6 protein-coding genes, 1 tRNA gene and 2 rRNA genes (1 of these 9 cut by a window edge) are annotated in these 14,374 nt (G+C 62.5%); 7 read left to right on the top strand and 2 right to left on the bottom strand.

Annotated elements, in window-relative coordinates; all coding sequences use genetic code 11:
• From ACT2B0_RS16785 to ACT2B0_RS16775, 3 genes are all read left to right on the top strand, one after another.
• A 23S ribosomal RNA gene (locus ACT2B0_RS16785) occupies nucleotides 1-1,223 on the top strand; it begins 1,572 nt to the left of the window's first position.
• A gap of 74 nt (nucleotides 1,224-1,297) precedes the next feature.
• Nucleotides 1,298-1,412: ribosomal RNA gene (rrf, locus tag ACT2B0_RS16780) — 5S ribosomal RNA — on the top strand.
• Between the two features lie 114 nt (nucleotides 1,413-1,526).
• Nucleotides 1,527-1,603, top strand: a tRNA-Met gene (locus tag ACT2B0_RS16775).
• A 129-nt stretch (nucleotides 1,604-1,732) separates the two neighbouring features.
• Here the strand turns inward: ACT2B0_RS16775 and ACT2B0_RS16770 are convergent.
• Together ACT2B0_RS16770 and ACT2B0_RS16765 are read right to left on the bottom strand one after the other, a co-directional pair.
• Nucleotides 1,733-7,669, bottom strand: coding sequence for a DEAD/DEAH box helicase (locus ACT2B0_RS16770; RefSeq protein WP_473459397.1), 5,937 nt, complete (start codon nucleotides 7,667-7,669; stop codon nucleotides 1,733-1,735).
• Nucleotides 7,666-10,920, bottom strand: coding sequence for a hypothetical protein (locus tag ACT2B0_RS16765; RefSeq protein WP_473459395.1), 3,255 nt, complete (start codon nucleotides 10,918-10,920; stop codon nucleotides 7,666-7,668). Before ACT2B0_RS16765 ends, ACT2B0_RS16770 begins: the two co-directional genes overlap by 4 nt.
• Before the next feature lie 157 nt (nucleotides 10,921-11,077).
• On the opposite strand from ACT2B0_RS16765, the gene ACT2B0_RS16760 reads away from it, so the two are divergent.
• From ACT2B0_RS16760 to ACT2B0_RS16745, 4 genes are all read left to right on the top strand, one after another.
• The gene (locus tag ACT2B0_RS16760) at nucleotides 11,078-11,404 is read left to right on the top strand and encodes a helix-turn-helix domain-containing protein (protein WP_012177086.1); all 327 of its coding nucleotides are present in this window, start codon (nucleotides 11,078-11,080) and stop codon (nucleotides 11,402-11,404) included.
• Nucleotides 11,405-11,414: 10 nt separating this feature from the next.
• Entirely contained in the window at nucleotides 11,415-12,137 is a 723-nt protein-coding gene (locus ACT2B0_RS16755; protein ID WP_473459393.1) for an ImmA/IrrE family metallo-endopeptidase, read from the top strand.
• Between the two features lie 107 nt (nucleotides 12,138-12,244).
• Nucleotides 12,245-13,432 carry a hypothetical protein gene (locus ACT2B0_RS16750; RefSeq protein ID WP_473459391.1) on the top strand — a complete coding sequence of 396 codons (1,188 nt, stop codon included), beginning with the start codon at nucleotides 12,245-12,247 and terminating at the stop codon, nucleotides 13,430-13,432.
• Nucleotides 13,407-14,351, top strand: coding sequence for a hypothetical protein (locus ACT2B0_RS16745; RefSeq protein ID WP_473459389.1), 945 nt, complete (start codon nucleotides 13,407-13,409; stop codon nucleotides 14,349-14,351). Before ACT2B0_RS16750 ends, ACT2B0_RS16745 begins: the two co-directional genes overlap by 26 nt.
• Nucleotides 14,352-14,374 lie beyond the last annotated feature (23 nt).

Below are 14,374 nucleotides of genomic sequence, written 5' to 3'. Positions count from 1 at the left end.
CCAAGGCGCTTGAGAGAACTCTGCTGAAGGAACTCGGCAAAATACACGCGTAACTTCGGGATAAGCGTGACCCCTTTGAGGGCAACCTCATGGGGGTGGCACAGACCAGGGGGTAGCGACTGTTTATCAAAAACACAGGGCTCTGCGAAGTCGCAAGACGACGTATAGGGTCTGACGCCTGCCCGGTGCCGGAAGGTTAAGAGGAGAGGTGCAAGCTTTGAATCGAAGCCCCGGTAAACGGCGGCCGTAACTATAACGGTCCTAAGGTAGCGAAATTCCTTGTCGGGTAAGTTCCGACCTGCACGAATGGCGTAACGACTTCCCCGCTGTCTCCAGCAGAGACTCAGTGAAATTGAATTCCCCGTGAAGATGCGGGGTTCCTGCGGTTAGACGGAAAGACCCCGTGCACCTTTACTATAACTTTACACTGGCATTCGTGTCGGCATGTGTAGGATAGGTGGTAGACTTTGAAGCGCGGGCGCCAGCCTGCGTGGAGTCACCCTTGAAATACCACCCTTATCGTCATGGATGTCTAACCGCGACCCGTTATCCGGGTCCGGGACAGTGTATGGTGGGTAGTTTGACTGGGGCGGTCGCCTCCTAAAGAGTAACGGAGGCGCGCGATGGTGGGCTCAGAACGGTCGGAAATCGTTCGCTGAGTGCAATGGCATAAGCCTGCCTGACTGCGAGACTGACAAGTCGAGCAGAGACGAAAGTCGGTCATAGTGATCCGGTGGTCCCGTGTGGAAGGGCCATCGCTCAACGGATAAAAGGTACGCCGGGGATAACAGGCTGATGACCCCCAAGAGTCCATATCGACGGGGTTGTTTGGCACCTCGATGTCGACTCATCGCATCCTGGGGCTGGAGCAGGTCCCAAGGGTATGGCTGTTCGCCATTTAAAGCGGTACGTGAGTTGGGTTCAGAACGTCGTGAGACAGTTCGGTCCCTATCTGCCGTGGGTGTAGGAATATTGAGAGGATCTGTCCCTAGTACGAGAGGACCGGGATGGACGTATCTCTGGTGGACCTGTTGTGGCGCCAGCCGCATAGCAGGGTAGCTATATACGGAACGGATAACCGCTGAAGGCATCTAAGCGGGAAACCGACCTCAAAACGAGTATTCCCTGAGAGCCGTGGAAGACGACCACGTTGATAGGCCGGGTGTGGAAGCGCAGCAATGTGTGAAGCTTACCGGTACTAATAGCTCGATTGGCTTGATCGTTCTCATTGCTTGTGCCCATCGCAAAAGCGCGATGGACTGACAAAACCAGCTTCTCGATTTGTGCGTTTCGCCGACCTGGTGGTTATGGCGGAGCGGCTGCACCCGATCCCATTCCGAACTCGGCCGTGAAACGCTCCAGCGCTGATGGTACTTCGTCTTAAGACGCGGGAGAGTAAGTCGCTGCCAGGTCTGCAAAACGCACAAAGTCTTCTCTTTTCGATCGCTGCAGCGAAAGACCCGCCCTCGGGCGGCTTTTTCGATTCATGCTTACGTGTCGCAGGGACTTTCCTGCGGTTCGGTTGACGCGGGGTGGAGCAGCCCGGTAGCTCGTCAGGCTCATAACCTGAAGGTCGTAGGTTCAAATCCTACCCCCGCAACCAAAATATTACGCGTTTCCAAACGCTTATACGCCGCCCTCCGGGGCGGCGTTTGCGTTTCCGCCGCCCGTGGAAGCACTGTGGAAGCAAGAGGGGCCGAAGTCCTTCGTGCTTCCGGATGAGCTGCTGAGCTCAGCGTTCCTCGATGAAAACACTGCACTCTTTCGAGTGAGACATGAGATTGTCGATCCCCGCGGTCACGTCCCATCTCAAGTTGACTCTGGCCCCGTCGTCGACGGTCTGGATGGTTACGACGCGATCATGGAAATGACGGTCGCGTCCGGAGCGGTGATGGAGTTCGGGCGTAACCGAGACTCCGGAAGATCGCAGCTCAGCGCGCACCGCGCTCGACTGGGCTTGCGGCGTGTCCGGCTCTCCATGATCGGGATTCCACACGACCGCGAGCCGCTCTATGCCGACGCCCGCTGCGCCGACCGCAGCGACGAAGCTTGCGAGGCGACGACGGTTGTGCGGGCGGACGCCGCACCAGGGATCCTCGATTTCGAGCGCAACACGGCGTCCCGCCACACCTTGGAAAAGCGGCGTGAGTGCACGGGCAGTTCCCGGCCGGAAGCGGAAGACGCGCAAGCGCTCGGTGAGACCGGCCAACGGCCCCGGCAGCGTTCGGACGCTGTCTTGAACAGAGGCGAGCCAGCTGTCGCCTGCTGAACATGAATACAGATGGCTCACCCCCATGAGGGGGCCGGCAAGAGCAGCCGCCGCTTCCTGCTCTGCGTAGAAGGCATCCACGGAAGCCTCAGAACCGCGCCCCTTCAGAACGGACAGGCGAGGCGAATGCAACAAGGCGGACCTATCCAGCGTGCCGAAGCGAATCTGACCGGATCGCTCGTACTGTGCCAAAGCATAGGCAATCTCGCGATCAAGGCCTGTTGGTGTGCCCGCTTCGACTGCTCCCGGAGGAAGGAGGAAGAGCGCATGACGGTTCGCTGCTTCATCGAGCCAGTTTCTCAGTGCCCGGGCGCTTGTGATCGCTTCGGATCGATCTTCGGCGCCCCATAGGGTTGGCGAAGAGACGGCTACAAGCCCGGCTCCTTCCAGACGCACCCGCAGCGTAGCCGCCGCGGTCTGCGCTACGGGGACTGCCGTCTCGGGAGCATGAGAGGGACGCCGTGTCGACTCCGCAAGCAGGCCGCGCAGCCAATTCAGCACCGGATGTCGATCAAACTGATCCCAATGAACCTGGTTGGAATAATCATTCAGGCACCGCGAACAGCTCGTCTCGCACGCTGAGCCTCGGGGGCAATCCAGGACCGCGATTGCTCGACCGAGTAGCACGCGTGCCGAGAAGCGAGAATCGTCGAGCAGTCGGCGGCAATAGCCTGCACCGCCTGGGACCGAGTCCGAGAGGATCACCAGCGGGGCGGCACCGAGCAGCTCGACGGTCGCACGCAGGTCTCTCGGATCGGTTTCAAGGATGTCGGCTGCTGCGAGCCTCAATGCCTCTGCCAACGTTCTCAGAAAGCCATCACGAGCTGCCCGCCGTTCGGTGTCGGTCGGGCGATCGGAAAAGTTGGGGACCGGTTGATCGATGCGGATGCCGCGTAGATCCGTCTCGAAAACGTGCGCCAGGTCCACTGGCCAACGAAGGGACTCGACCCGACACCGGTCGCCGGTACGGGGGTTCTCATGCACTGCCCGGATCTCGGCCCCTCCAAGAGCCTCCTGGGGTGCCGGCCGCGCATGCTCGCAGGCCGGGCACCAAAGATAGCCCGCACCCAGCGGTCCGCGGTTCAGGACGAGCATGCGTCCAGGCTGACTTCCCTCCGGAGCAATAGCCGGCGCGAAGAAATGAGTGACGCGTGCGAGGTCCGAAACCTGGAAGTCCTCAGGGCGGGCTCGCGTAAGGAGGCGAGCCTCGTCGACGGGTCGAACCCGCAAACGTGTTGCGCCGGGATCTCTGCCCTGACGGTCGGTATATGATGTCAGGAACCCGACTGGTTCAACGAAGGCACGGCGCGGGCCACTGGCCCGGGCGCCGCATTGAGGGCAGTTCTCCCCAAAGTCATCCCGGTCGTGATGTGTTTCTGCGTGCTGGCACGTTGGACAAACGCGATGGAATCCACGTTCCATCCAGGCGTCGCCGGTGCCAACTGTCGCTCTCCGTGCAATGCCAGCGGACGTCCATATTCGGCCGCCGGCCACGATTTCGGCGCCCGGCGCATATTCAGCGATCGCCATTGCTGCGTCTCGATCGAGCTGCAGCGCTCGGTCATCAGAGGCAGTGCGGGCGCCGCGCTCAGTTACTATTTCGAGATGAATTGAATGCACGGGGAAGCTGTAGGTTGGGATCACAGCTGCACGCGACAGAGCCTCGACGAGGAAACGATCAAGATATCGACGCATGTCGCCCAAGCGGCCGTTCATTCGACCGGCAGCGCGGCTGCGCGCCTGCTCATTTGCATCCGGATCATCGAGCGCGGCCCGTGCCGTTTCGTAGGCTTCATTCAACTCACGCCAGCGAGCGGACGTAGCCCTGATCCAGCGCGTGATCTCTGCGCGCGCGTGTTCAGTCAGTTCCCCCGCGGCGAGGCCCACATGATCGAGCCTTGCCGGGAGTGTGGATGCCATTCCTTCGGCGACTGCGCGTGCGGCGACTCCTGCGTCCGCGGCGAACCATGTCGCAAGGTCGGCCAACAGAGCGGCCTCCGCCGACACGTCCAAGCGTTCGCCTAGCACATCGCGCAGACGCGGGGCGCCCGTACGCTCATGGCCTGCAAGGCGACGATCCAGCCAGCCTGCAAGAAGGCATGAGACTTGATGCCGCCGGAAAAAACTGGGGTTGTCCAACGTCAGGTAGGGAGCTGGCGGCAATGCCTCGAGGTAGCCGCGCAGATCGTTGAACTGTGCCTGATCGTACCTGCCGGACCTCGCCATCATCAACGCAACGGGAGCGGCCTGCGCGCGGCGACCAGCGCGGCCCGCGCGCTGTTGATAATTCGCGATGCCGGGTGGAACATTTCGGCAGAAAACCGCTTCCAGCTCACCCAGATCGACGCCCATTTCCATCGTCGTTGTGCAACTGAGCAGATTTACTTCGCCCTGCCGGAATCGCTCTTCGATCTCGGAGCGCTCCGTGGTCGAAATTGCCGCAGTGTGCTCCCGCGCGATCCCGCTGAGTGGCTGTCCTTCATAGCGAACAAGGTAGTGGTTGCGCCGACGCATCTCTGCCCGCTCCTCGGCAGATATGGGAACTGTGCGCCCAGTGCAGCGCCACGCCGTGCAGGCGCCGCCAAGATCGATCTGGCTGGACGCGCCGCAGCTTTCGCAGCGGCGCAGTTCTCCTTCCGCGGTCGCTGCGAATCTCATGGCGGCCAAGTTCAAGACATGACCATGCCCCCCGGCTAGCAAGAGGCGGTGCCTAGGGCGCGTCGCCTCCTCCCAGAAAGCAGAGAGAAGGTCTCTTGCTTGATCTTCCGGAATTCCGAGCTGATCGACGAGCACCCAAAGCGGTCGATTGGGACGTCCCGGCTCTGAGAGCAGCGTTCGCAGTCGGCGACTTTGGTGTGTTCGTGTCAGTGACCACGATATGTCGGCGCTTGCCAGCCCTTCTCCCCAAACCGACTCGTCCGTGAGGTCGATATTCTCTAACGTGTTGATTGCTCTCGTTTGCCGGATGAGATCGAGGAGAAAACGGACAAGAGCCGACACCATACCTCGATACTCGGGCTGGACCCGTTCTGCCAGTCGCTGCGCGATCCTCGCGCTGCCCTCGTAATGGACAGTGATCAGGCCGAGCGATTCAAGCGATAGCCGGAGAGGGCCACCGCAGAGCTCGGCCGCGATCAGGGCCATCAGGCGGTCTTTCGCGGCGCTGCTGCTCAACGGTTCCGGATTGCGGCGGTCATAGAGCTTGAAGCCGGATCGCCGTAGCGACGTCCAAACACCATCCCGCAACCCCATGAGGTCCAGCGCTTCGTTGGACTCTCTGCGCAGCGCTTGGACCATAGCTGCGCGAAGCGCCTGATCCCGAGCGGTACGCTCGAAGAATGGGGCGAAAAACGCCGCATCCTGCCGGTTGTCGGCAAAGACGAGAAGATTCCGACCCTGCATCGGTGCTTCGGATGACCGCGACTGCGGCGGCGGCAGAGCCTCGAGCAGCGCTTGGGCCGTTACCGACGCGAGCGCATCGTCGCCAGGATGGATCGGGGTAACTGGCTCGGCGAAGCGTCCGCCGGTGGCTCCGCAGGAGAGGCATTTTCGGACATAGCTGCGACGCTCCTCGGCATCGTCTCGCATCGGCGCTTCGGCAAGGGAGAGGACGCCTTCCTCGGGGCCGTCGGCCAACTCGCCAGTGTCGGCGAAGAACTCGAAAGGGGGTTCGTCCTCGGATCCCTCGTCTTGCTCGTCAGAGTCAACTTCTGTCGCGGCCTCTCCCGCTCTGATCAACCTTAGAACCCGGCGCCTTGATCCAGGACTGATTTCGGGGCGCGGATGGAGCATAGTTCCATCATCCCATCCCTCGACATAGGGTTCGCCGCAGTTGCGGCAAACGAGAAGGGGATAGGCCGGGGCCTCAGCTATATGCATGCCATTGCGAGAAAGCCGGAAGTCCGACCAATTCTCGGCGTCGCTCGCAGACAGCCTCAGGGCCACACCCTCGACACCCGAGGCGGCGAGATGAAAACGTGCTGGAAGAAGTGGAAACGCGCCTGGTACGGAAGGGCGAGCCAGAACACCAAGCGAGATCAGAGCCGTCAGAGCTGTCTGCGCCGTCTCTCCAGATTCCGATGGAAATACTCGCGCTGCCAGATCGGCGAAGGGTAGAGCTCGCTCCTTGAGCGCACTGGCCACCGCACGAACCTCTGCAATGCCGGCGAGCCGTGCAATGAGCCCTTCGCCGAATGGATGTATTGGGTTCAGGACCAGCGCATCGAGGTCGGCCTCCCGCATCGCCTCGTTCCAGTCCTCGGTCAGATAGTCGGCATTGTCAGCCGCGAGGCATCCTTGCTCTCGCAACTCCGAGAGTACCCGTCCTGCTTCGACCCAGGCGGACGCGGACAGAGCTTCTGGTTCGGCACCGTCGACCAATGCTGGATGGAGGCGTCTTTCGGCGGTGATTACCGAACCGTCACCGCTCGGGAAGGGCTCCCCGAACAGGTCCTCCGCGAATCGCGCGAGTTCTTCTCGCCTCGCTGGGTCAAGGCTCGCGGACGTCCCCACACACCGAATCTGCCCTTGGGGTATGCCGAGACGCGCTTTCAGCTTTCGCAGGAGGAAAGCGACTTCGATTGCTTGGGCGCCGGTATAGGTATGGACTTCGTCGAGCACGAGCCAACGGACGTCCGCCCCGGCCAGCAATGCGCGGTTACGCGGCAAGAGCAGGATGTGCTCGAGCATGGCGTAGTTTGTGACGAGAATGTGCGGTGGGTTCGCCAACATTTCGCCCCTGGCTAGAAGCCAGTTCCGGGGAGCATGGCGCGCGTCGGGGAAATCGGCCTGAAAAGTGGGCGTGGCGGTCAGTCGAACTTCCTCGTCCGATCTTGTCGCATCTGAGCGCACCTGCCCGGTGAAGCGCCCGAGTGTGATGCCGGGATCACCGAGATCCCGAAACAAGAGCCGGGCGATACGGTGCATCTGGTCGTTTGCGAGGGCGTTGAGCGGATAGACAAGGATCGTCCGAACGCCTGGCCGCTCCAGTTCCCCTTGACGCAAAAGATCATCGATCAGGGGGAATAGAAAGGATTCCGTTTTGCCGGAGCCGGTGCCTGTGGCGACGAGATAGTTTTCGTCGCGCCCGATGGCTGCAGACTGGTGCAGGTGAAGCCGCCTGCGCCACAGTGATCGCCCCTCTTCGCTTTCGGAAAGCGCTGACCAAGCACCGTGCAATGCACCGTTAGCAACGAGTTCCTCGATGCTTCCGCCCTTCTCGAAGTCTGGCAAACTTTCGACGAACGGGCCGCGCACCAATGCCGAGCGCGCGCATGCGTCAGCGACGGCTCGTGAAAGTCGCGGCGCCCGCGCAGAAGAGACAGCGGCGGCTGTTGAGATGTAGCGCGCCAGCGTCGCGCCGAGGTCGTCCCTGAAACGGATTGGGTCGAGTTCGGTCATGGGCGTTCCTTGGCGATTTGCCAGAGCAATAGATGGAAGGCGAAAAGCTCTGGCGCGAGGCGCAGCATAAAGGCGATGCTCGTCAGAGCTTGCCTTGGCGACATGTCCGCCCGCGTGGAAAGGCTATCAACGTACTCGGACACCTCATTCAGGCGGCTTGCCCGAGCAAAGCCGGAAAGGAGCGCCGAGCCCCATAAATCGACCTGAGCCGGCTCCTCCGACTCCTGGCTGCGATGCGGAGCAGGTGGGCGAAGCTTTTCTGGTGCCAAAATCCAGGCTGCGTGCATCAAGCGCTGTAAGGATGCCTGCCGCCGGCTGTTCGGCCCTTCTTCGGCCGTGTCCTCGACGAATAGACCGGCGGCGTCGAGCCGCTCGACAAGGCGCAAATGTGCTGCACGCCAATGGTCGGGCCCGAGCAATGGCGTACCACGCCAGAACCATCCCGCTGATGGATCGCTGTCGACCAGCGGTAGGTTTCTGAATAAGCGTGCTGGGTCGAACCCCTCCAACCGCGCTCCCTTGTCGCGCGCCGTCTGCAGATTCCGGAACGCGAGGTAGACCGTGGGATGAAGATGAGACAGCTCGCGGAGGCGCGCCGTGTCGAGTGTGGCGAGCGCTGCCATTTCGGCGACGCCGGGATCTATGGACGCCGCCAGTGAGGCAAATACCTGCGGCGCTGCAGCGTATAGATCCGGAGCGAACTGCAAGGGGTGAAGGATTGGTACCCAGCCGGGGGCCGCGTGGTCGGGAGGCGGCAAGCAGGCCGCTCGCATCACCGCTCCGTCGCCGCCGTGAAGTTCTCGCAGCCGATGGCCGAGTTCCTGCCAGCGCGGCACCAATGTGCGCTCCAGCGTTGGCCAGCACTCTGCTGCATAGCAATCCGACAGCCAGCGACTGAGGGCCTCGAACCGACGCTGAAGCTCTCCGTCCTGCACGAAGTCGTCCGCCGCCGGGTTGGCAATAGCGATTGCGAAACAGTCGCCTCGCGAATTGCGCAGCGGTCGCCAGCCATCGCGTCCTTCGGGGCGGATCAGGAGCCGGGCCAAGCGGGGGCCGTCATCGAGCCAATCGGTGTCAAGCGTCAGGTCGAGGCCGTGCGCGTCGTTGTCGCTCACCTCGGCATGGAACCATTCTGGCCGTCGGGTGGCCACCGGCCGATGCCGCAGCGCGGCTTCGGCGAGAACTACCGCTCCGGTTTCATCCTCAACCTCGACGGCTACTGCGTCCACCGGCTCTCCGAATTTTAGCTGCAGCCGGATCGCGCTACGAGCGGGAAGAAGGTTGATCCCCCGGGGAGCAAGTGCTGCGACCAGTTCGAACAACAGGACTTCCGAACCGTTTCCACGCCGCAGTAGCACCCGTTCATCGGACGCAGGTGTCAGAAGATCACGAACAGCTAGACTACGGGTCAGCCCTCCATAGAACGGCCGCTCTTCCCGCCTTCCGCGGATGACCAGTTGCGCCTTCTGATCAGGGCACCGGATGCTGATCGTATCGAAGCGATCATCTTCACCAACCGAGAGCCGCGTGCCAATCGGGAGTGGGGCAAGGCTGCCTTCTGCACGGCGCCTGGTTACGGAAACATCGGGCCAAGGCAGATCGAATGGAACATGAACGCCTTCTATCTCGAATACGGCCCGTGCAACGCTGTATCCGCCGCCGGGATCAAGGCAAAGACGCCCTTGGTCGTCACGGCCGACATGTAGGCATTCGTCCTGTACGAGGTTACGGACCGAGCGGTCGCTATGGAACACGATCCCGTCAGAGTTCCAAAATCCGGGCCATACCCAGGCGGAAAGCCCGATCCCGGAGCCATGAACAGTGGCACCATCAGCGCTAGGTGCCATCAGTTCCATCCGAAGGCGCACCGGGTCTGCTGCCTCAGCCTCTGCGAAGTCCACTAGGACCTCTTCCATCCCGACATCGCCAAAACCGTCATCTGAGATCAGTACCTCGATAAGCCGCGACTGCATGCCGAGCGCGACCCGTACCGCACGGGTTTCGGAGCGTCCCAATCCAGTTTCGATCCGAAGGCGTGCAGACCGCCCGTGAAGCACGCCCCGTGGTCCGCTCGCGATTTCGGCGCCCGCCAGGGAAAGGCGTCTTCGTGGACGGGCCCTGAGGCCTGTTTGAACGCCGTCGAGGTTGAGCACCACAGGGCGGGGCCCAAGCATCGCAAAGCCGACATAACTATCGGTTTCCGGTTCAAGAGCGGGTTCGCCTGCTACGGAGAACTGCGCACGTGCCAGGATCGCTATGTCCGTTGAGTCCAGTTCGATCTCTGCCGCCCCTCGCGGGATCTCGCGCAGGTAGTGGCCGGTGATCCTGTCGAACGCGGCACATCCTCCGTGCGCGAGGAGTTCGAGCCGGCCGCTCTGGCCAGAAATTTCCCAACGTATCTCGCGCGGCCAGGGCTGCGGAAGTGTCCAGTCTTCGCCACCACGCAAACGCAGCGGTCGTTGCTCCCCATCGAGCCACAGGCGAATACGTCCGTCGCTTCGAGGCAGTCGTAAGACAAGCCCCCCAGACTGCCAATGGAGCCGGGGCCGCGGTGCAAGTGCCTCGCTTCCTCCTCGACTTGATGTCGGCCGCGATTCCTTCAGCCTCTGGTCAAAGACTTCCTTGAAACACCTCTCGAACTCGATCGCAGGGACGAAGGCCTCTGGATCTTGGCGTATCCGTGCAAACAGGGCGGCATGCCAGGCAGTCTCGTCCCAGAGGATCGCACGGCGAGGCACGATTACCGCGGGTGGAAGGAAATACAGGGCATCGTCCTCCCAGCGGTTGAGTAGCACGGTCGTTTCGACAGGCGGCGGACCAAATGCTGCTTCCTGTCTCAGAAACGCGTCGATCAAATGGGGAAGCTGCGCTTGGCTTACTCCGGCATGAAGAAGGTAGACGTCGACATCGCGATCGAACCCTCGAGTAGGCAACCCGAACCGGTCGCAGACGCCACAGAATGAGCTGAACAGCACCTTGCGATGCTGCTGGTTATCAAGCGGAACGCTAAGAGTATCGGCAATATGCGGGTACACCGCATGGCCGGTGTCTCCATATCCTTCGCTAAGAGAGTGAGTGACGAGCCATGCTGCGAGGCTTGGAAACTGGCGGAACAACACTTTCAGCCTGTCCGGCCGGCCGTCCAAAAACTGTCGCGTGCGCTCAATGGCTCGCACTCGCGCGGCTTCGTCTAGCGGGATAAGGCCAATGAAGGGCGGCGCCCCCGCTTCTTGGCGGCGTCTGTTGATCAAGAAGTCTGCGGTCCTGCAACCCAAAGCACACCCTTCCGTCTACAGTGCCCGCTAGCCGCGAGTCCGCTTCGTTGTTGATACTCTTGGGGATAAGGCGTAACAGTTCGCATATCCGCGAACAAGCGGATTGACAGGGAGAGCAAGCGATGAACCGGCCATGTCCGCCGACGGTGTGACCTTCGGCCAGGCGATTTCGAAGGCCCGCAAGGCACTCGGTCTCAGCCAGAAGGAGCTCGCAGCGCGCGTGATGAAGGAAGAGGGCGGCGGGTCGATTTCCCCGCAGTATCTCAACGACATCGAGCACGATCGACGCAGCCCCAGCTCGGGGCACCTGATCCGCCAGTTCTCCGGCATCCTGAACATCCCGGAGGACTACCTGTACGCACTCGCTGGCCGGCTACCGGATGATCTTCGGCCGGATGCGTCCACCCCGGACAAGGTCGTCGAGGCCTTTGCCAATTTCAGGAAGACGTTGAAGGAGTAAGGAGGTTCGCATGGTGAAGATGATCCGTGACAACACGGGCCGCTTTGCCGAGCGGCCCTTCTACGCGGCGCGGGATCTCGACAATGAATGCGAGCGGCTGATCCGCGATCTTCTGATGAAGCGCAAGAAGAAGGTCGAGTATCCGGTCTCGACCGAGGATCTGACTGTGCTGATCGAGATGCACGACGCGGACCTCGACCCGTACGCCGACCTGTCCGCGTACGGCGCCGATGTCGAAGGGGTCACCGAGTTCTTCCCAAACCGGGGGCCCAAGGTCTCAATCTCCGAACGGATCGCGGTTGACGAACGGCGCGAGAACCGATTCCGCACCACGCTCACCCATGAGTTCGGGCACGTGAAGTTCCACGGGCCGCTCTGGGCGCAGAAGTTCGCCAACGGCGACCTGCTCGAGCGCGGAATGAATGCCAACAAGGCGATCTCCAAGCGCGACAACATCCTGGACGCCCCGCAGTCCGACTGGATGGAATGGCAGGCCGGCTATATCAGCGGCGCACTGCTGATGCCGGCCACGCCTGTCCGTCGCCTCGTTTCCGACTACTGCGGCCCGCGTGAGCTGCATGGCGATATCCACGTTTCGACGGAGCATGCCGCGCATCTGATCCAGATGGTCATGGAGCAGTTCGCGGTCTCCGAAGAGGCCGCGCGCATCCGGCTGTTGAAGCTGAGCCTGATCACTTCGACGCACGGGCAGCCCTCGCTCTTCGGCCGCTGATCGCGAATCCGCGGAAGTGCGTATTTTTGCGATTGACTCCACTCTGGCGCGATATACGCTGATTAGCAGATCAGCCGATACATGGAATCACCAGAAAGGAGATCACGGTGACTGCACTGTCCGCCTTCCTTCGCAAGACGCCCGGCGAGGCGCTGCGCGAATACTTCGACCGGCCGGAAATCGGCCTGCCCACCGAGTTCGACTGGAGCGTGCCGGAGGCCGAGCTGTCGAGGCCGCTTCTCGGCGCCATCGAGAAGATGTCCCGCGTTCAGCGTGACCGCATCTCGAACGATGCCGAGCGCGTCCATGCCCTGTCCGACGAGCCGGGCCAGGCCGCGATCTACAGCGTCGCGGAGGATCCCGCGTTCCTCGATGGGCTCGCGAACCCGCACGCGCGATCGCTCTGGATGTTCCTGAACGCCCAGGACCGGTTCCGCCACGCCGAGGAAGTTCGCTTCACCGAGGACCGCAGGCGCGGCCGGATGTGGGCTGGCTACATGACCGACGCGGACTGCGTTGTGCAGCGCGATGCATCGGCCCGTCACGCCTTCATCTCGGCGATCAAGGAGTTCTCAGGCGCCGCCCATGCCCATGTCGACATCTTCGACCGGGTGAGGACGACCCATGAGGGCGACGAATGCGACCTCGTGCAAGTGACGATCTACCGCGAGGGACGGCCCGACGATTTGCTGCGCTTCGACGACAAGGGATCTCTCGTGCGGCAGGCCTATCGTCCCGTTTTCGAGGCCGCGGTAACCTATGAGCCCGCGACCGGCGGCATCGAAGTGATCGCCAACGACAAGGCGACGCGGGGCGAGATCGTGAAGGCGACGGTCACACATCTCCTCGGCATCGCGTTCGAGGAGAACCGTCTGCCGCTTCGGTGCTACGACCTTTCCGTGCTGCTGACGCCGTACGACTTCCCGGTCGACCCGGAGGACGGGATCGAAGGTGTCGAGGTGCGCGAGCTGCGCCTCATGCCGATCGACGACAGCAGCCGAAGGGTCACACTGGAGAACATGGCCCGCGCGGACGGTACCATCTGGTCTATGGCGGACGAGATGTTCCAGGAGCGCACGCCCTTGCGCGACGGTTTCGTCATCACGCGGGCCAAACTGGCGGTGAAGCTTGCCAAGCGCCCAGGGGGCGACCGCCGGCGCACACTCACGCTGTCGATCACCTGGCCCCACGGCTGTGACCTGAAGGATCGCACCGCGACCGAGCAGATGATCGGCGAGAAGTACCTGCGGCGCTGGGGGATCCTGGTCGATGACCTGCAGCTCTTCGAGGATTGATCTCGCCGCCCGCCGGCTGCTCTCGTCCATTGCCGGAACCCGCGACGCGCGGGTCTCGGCCATAGCGCTGGCGCACATGCGCGGCGCCGGAAAGACGCTGATGGATACCGGACTGCTCGTGCAGCGCGGCGGCGCGATGTCCGTCGTCGCCGAGGACGATCTGGACGACACCCCGACATCCGTCATCGCCCACCCGATCACGGGGCAACATGGGCACCTCGGCAACGCGGCCTGGCGTGACGAACAGGCGAGCGCCCGCCGCCGGGTCTATGCGCTGGACATGGCGGCAGCAGCTCGGCGGGTGGTCGCCCGGCTCGATTGTTCGCTCGGCAAAGACCCGGTGTCTTACCTCGACGGCGCGGTGCTGGATTTCGGGACGGCGCGGCTGCCGAAGCGAAGGGCACGTGTCGGGATCTGGGTCGCTCGCCGTCTGACGACACCGGCTGTGTTCGAGGAGCTCCACCAGCTCGTTGCGCGCCGCCCGGCCGACGGGCTTCGTGTGGTCCTCTTTCTCGACCCTCCGGATCGGCATCGCTTCCGCTTCATCCGGGGCCATGAGTTCGTCGCGTTGGCAGACGTGGTCGATCATGAAGATGGTCTTGCAGTCGCCCCGGAGGTCCTGACCGCCCGGCTGCTGAAGGGCCCGTCGCACAAGGAACCCGTCTGGGTCTCCGGCGACGGCGGCGTGCTGATCGTGCATGGCAAGTGGCACGAGTTCACCGGCGGCAAGCAGAAGATCGCCGTCGCCATGCTCGCCGAGGCCTGGCTGGACGGGGATCCGGTGCTGCCCGTCGCGCGCATCCTCGAGGAGGCCGAGTGTGGCCCCTCCGTGAAGCGATTGAAGAATCTCTTCGACGGGCACCCTACCTGGCAAGAGGTCATCCGGGAGAGCGGCTCCAGCGCCTGGCTCGAGGTGTGACGCCACCAAAATCGCGACGATCA

The sequence above is a fragment of the Nitratireductor sp. J20-h4 genome (genome assembly GCF_056780505.1).
Note: the sequence above shows the minus strand (reverse complement) of the source record. Positions and strands in the feature narration are given on the sequence as shown.

What these genes read in the sequence shown, in the direction of transcription:
- ACT2B0_RS16770 (WP_473459397.1), bottom strand. Translation starts at nt 7,669, where the DNA reads ATGACCGAACTCGACCCAATCCGTTTCAGGGACGACCTCGGCGCGACG.
- ACT2B0_RS16745 (WP_473459389.1), top strand. Translation starts at nt 13,407, where the DNA reads ATGACCTGCAGCTCTTCGAGGATTGATCTCGCCGCCCGCCGGCTGCTC.
- ACT2B0_RS16760 (WP_012177086.1), top strand. Translation starts at nt 11,078, where the DNA reads ATGTCCGCCGACGGTGTGACCTTCGGCCAGGCGATTTCGAAGGCCCGC.
- ACT2B0_RS16755 (WP_473459393.1), top strand. Translation starts at nt 11,415, where the DNA reads ATGGTGAAGATGATCCGTGACAACACGGGCCGCTTTGCCGAGCGGCCC.